The following is a 3,608-nucleotide window of genomic DNA, read 5'->3' on the forward strand; positions in this document are numbered from 1 at the left end:
GCGCAGGCCCTGAGGTCGTGGCCGAGCGTGGCGATCATCGCCAGCAGATCGTCGCCAGGACCGCCTCTTTCTGCCGCGGTGGCTTTGCGTGCTTGCGGCGAATGCCGGCAAGAACCTTATAGATATGCCGCTCCGCGCGGTCCAACGGCCGGCCGCGCTGGGTAAAGTTCCAGGCGAGGCCGGAAAGCCGCCGCTCGATGGTCGCAAACTAAAGGGCAGGGGCGCCACGCTTCGGATCGCCGGCGGCGGTGCCCGAGGCACAGGCGCTGATATTGAGCCTGATCACCTTCGAGCCCGGAGGCAGGGGATCGAAGCCAGCGCGCCGGCACCAGGAGGAAAAATGCCGCCAATCCTTGGGGTAGGCGTCGCGCGTGTTCTCCGAGGTGGCGTTGTAGCCCCTCGCGGTCTCGACCAGTTCCTGGACATGCGCCGGGACTCTTTGAGCCGGGTCTCCATCTCCTTGTAGAGCTTGTCAAGCTCGCCATCGACTGGCTTCAGGTCGTCGATTGAACATTGCGTCATCATAGGCTTTGTGCCTTGTTGTAGCAGGCATCGTCCGTTCGCGCGGCGGACACAGACATCACCGTCGCTGAGCCGAGAACGACGGTAAAAGAAAATGCACTCACTGACTTCATAACCAATCTCTTTTGCGGGTGATTTAGAAACGGACGCCGAGCTTGGCGCTGAACCCGTGTGTCTGGGCATCCGAGGCGATCTGTCCCTGATAGGCGATGCCGAACGTCGCGTTCTCGGTGATGTTTACGTCAAGCCCAGCTTCGAGCAGAGCTGCGTTCTTTGCGATCGGCACGCCCTTGATGGCGAAGGAGGAACCGCCAGCAAAGGCAAGAGCGGTATCCGGCCTGACGTCGCCGAAGGCGTGGCGCCAGCCAAGACCGCCGCGCGCGGTAGCAGTCACGGTGCCGAGGGTCAGTACCGTCGACGCACGCAGACCTAGCGTGGTAAACGCCGTGTCGCTCGAGCGATCCCCGCTCGACAAGGCGGCTGCGCCGCCATTCTCGGTGAAGCCATCGGCGTCAAAATTCACATAAGCGAGATTAGCGTAGGGCTCGAAGGAAGCCGAAGCCGTATTGATACGGTAGCCGAGCTCGCCAAAGGCCTGGAACGTGCCGGCGTCGTAATCGGCCGAAAGGCTGTCGGCGAAGCCTGGAAAGACCACGGACCTGCCGGTCTCGATGCTGTGCCAGGTATAGGCAAGGCCGGAACGAAAACCGAGATTGCCGTTCTGCGTGCCGGCAAAAAGACCGAGATGGTAATTCTCGCTCGAGCCCGACGACGCGCGATCGTCCGCCTCCAAGGAGGTATGGCTGTAGCCGCTGATGAGGCCGAGCCGCCAGCTTTCGCCGACAGCCGCGTCACCGCCAGCCAGAAAGCCGCCTGTCGAGTGATCGAGACCGGCGGCATTGCCGTCGCTGTCGAGATGACCCCAGGCGCCGAAGCCACGGCCCCATACGGCGAAATTCTCACTCGTTGCCGGGGCCAGTTCCAGACCACCCAGCCCATAAGTCATCACCGGAACGCTGGAGGCACCGACGCCGTCGAACGCCGCACGGATCCGTTCGCTCGCGGCATCGCGTACAGAATGACTGTCCTCGATGAGGCCGCTATGAATGGAAGCATGAACCTCGCCTGATAGCATATCGAAAGCGTTGCGGGCTTCCGGCGCCGTCAGGAACAGGATGTTGTCCTGGATCGGATTACCGCTTCCAAGCGCCTGAGCCGCTGCGGCGACCGAGCGTTGATTGAAGGTGCTGGCTACATCGGCAAACGCCGTCGATGTGCGGCTGATATCGAGATAGACATTGTTGGCATCGTAGACGAGCTGGAAATCGACGAAGGGCGTCGCGTCTGTCGCCAGAGCCCCCGTCAGCCCGCCATAGGTGCCGCTTACGCCGCCTGCTGCGGAGAGCAGAGTATATCGGGCATCGACCGATAGCGTTCCCTGCCGCAGCAGCTCGATCTGCGCGCCGCTGTCGATCGCCGCTGCTCCGCCAACATCGATGAGATCGGACGACCTTGCGAGGTCGACCTGATAGATCGATCCGGACTGCTGCGCGAAATCGCCCGTGACAGTCAGTGTGGTGACGATCCTGCTCGGATCGGTCGCACTGCCAGGAGCGACCGTGCCGCCCTCGGAAATGGTGACCGCACCGTAGGTGCCGCCGCCTGCGACGACACCGCCGCTGTTTGCGATAGCCGTGCCCCCGATCTGCCCGTCATTCCCGAGAAAGCCGGACGTGGTCGCATCATGGGAAAGCACACCTGTATCGGCAAGCAGCAATCCCGCGCCGGAACCGACCGTCGTCATGCCGGAAAAATTGTTCTTTCCGCTCAGCGTTTGCACGCCACCGGCAACGAATAGTTTGCCGCCCATATTATTGTTATCAACGTCGAGGTCGTTGATGCTGCCGGCGAACGTGTCGTTCGAATCCGTTAGCACCAGGGTACGCTTGCCCAGTTCGACCGTTCCGCTGCCACTCAGGCTACGAATACGGGCATCGTTGTAGGCGTCGGAGATTCCCCAATAGTCGCTGCCATTTCCATGTTCGGAGATATCGAACGTGCCGTCTGCAACGACTTTCGCTGACCGTTGGATGTTGCCGAGCCCCGCAAGCGAGAGATAGGCATCCTGAGCAATATTCGTCTCGCCGGTGTAGGTGTTGACATTCGTCATCCGGACCACCGTCTTTGTATCAAGCGTCAGCGATCCGGAGCCGGAGACGACACCCGCTATGCCGAACCCGCCCTCATTCCCCATGCTCGTCGTGATCCTGCTCAGACCGGTCCCTTCGGGTGCGGATGAATCGGTAGAGAAGTTGCTGGCAGTGACGAAATGTGACGTATAAGCGGTATACTTCTTCTCCAGATCGAAAATGACCGATCTGTTTTTGAAGAAGTCAAGACCGGCAACAAAACTGGTCTGGTCATTGGGTTGTTCCGTCGTGCCGCTGGTGTAGGTGAAGTCGATATTGTCCAGCCTTACCGGATCGCCATCCGTTCCTGCGATTGTAACGCTCGGGATGTTGCCCGATGCGCTTACGATCTCGCGTTGCTCATTTCTCCGAACATTTTTAAGTTTGACGCCCGCATCCTGAAATTGCTTCAGCATCGCATCACTGATCTCCAGACTGCCACCGCCCGGTGTGCCGGTGTCGAGCAATACCGCGGTCTTGTTGGGGTCGGTGATTGGTGGGGCTCCATCCTTAACCGTGTACTGCAGATTGTAGCTGCCTTCGTATTCGGTCGAGGCATTGGCGCCAGAGCCAGGAAAATTCTGATAAGAATCCTGATCTTTTTCCTCGGGTTCTCCCCATGGCATGGCATTAGTATATTGGGCCCGGAGGCTTGGATTGAGGTTGACAATCGTGCAGGGGGAACAGCCAGGCGTTTGGTCGCTCTCGGAATCCGGATTCACATTGGCGGAGACCACGTAGCCAGACCTGGTGACACTGCCCATCATGCCCCAGACACTTGTCTTGCCAAGAAAATCGCCGGCCCCGAATGTACCTGCGAAATCGCCGCCTTCGTCTGCCATCTTGCCAGCGGTCATTTTCGCCCGCTGCTCCTTATCGGCGTGATAAGGTTCTTGG

The 3,608-nt window shown here is 59.9% G+C and carries 1 protein-coding gene and 1 pseudogene; both read right to left on the reverse strand.

Going from position 1 to position 3,608, the window contains the following annotated elements:
- Positions 1-439 (reverse strand): annotated as a pseudogene (locus EN969_RS36140) (integrase); the annotation flags it as partial.
- A 219-nt stretch (positions 440-658) separates the two neighbouring features.
- Positions 659-3,568, reverse strand: a complete 2,910-nt coding sequence (locus EN969_RS21630) for an autotransporter domain-containing protein (RefSeq protein WP_127419375.1) — start codon at positions 3,566-3,568, stop codon at positions 659-661.
- Between the last annotated feature and the right edge of the window lie 40 nt (positions 3,569-3,608).

The sequence above is a fragment of the Mesorhizobium sp. M7A.F.Ca.CA.003.01.2.1 genome, from assembly GCF_003998945.1.
GTDB classification, from domain to species: Bacteria; Pseudomonadota; Alphaproteobacteria; order Rhizobiales; family Rhizobiaceae; genus Mesorhizobium; species Mesorhizobium ciceri.

Excerpts from the sequence above, each read along its gene's own strand:
- EN969_RS21630 (WP_127419375.1), bottom strand. The coding sequence starts at position 3,568 with ATGACCGCTGGCAAGATGGCAGACGAAGGCGGCGATTTCGCAGGTACA.